Genomic DNA, 252 nt, shown 5'->3' on the forward strand with positions numbered 1-252 from the left:
CAGCACCTTACACGTATTCATGGTCACCAAGCGGTGGAACAGCAGCGACAGCTTCAGGTTTAGCAGCAGGAACTTATACAGTGACAGTAACGGATGCTAATGTTTGTACAATTACAAGAACAGTAACTATCACTCAGCCTACTGCAATTTCAGGAACAACAGTGGTTACTAATATTGCATGTAACGGAGGTTCAACAGGAGCTATCAATTTAACACCTACTGGTGGAACAGCACCATATACTTTCAACTGGG

1 protein-coding gene is annotated in these 252 nt (G+C 43.3%); it reads left to right on the top strand.

Going from position 1 to position 252, the window contains the following annotated elements:
* Positions 1 to 252, top strand: a 252-nt coding sequence (locus tag AB671_RS21790) for a SprB repeat-containing protein (RefSeq protein WP_157444305.1), incomplete at both ends; no start/stop codon positions are given.

Origin of the sequence: Chryseobacterium sp. BGARF1, from assembly GCF_001677955.1 — a bacterium.
GTDB lineage: Bacteria > Bacteroidota > Bacteroidia > Flavobacteriales > Weeksellaceae > Chryseobacterium.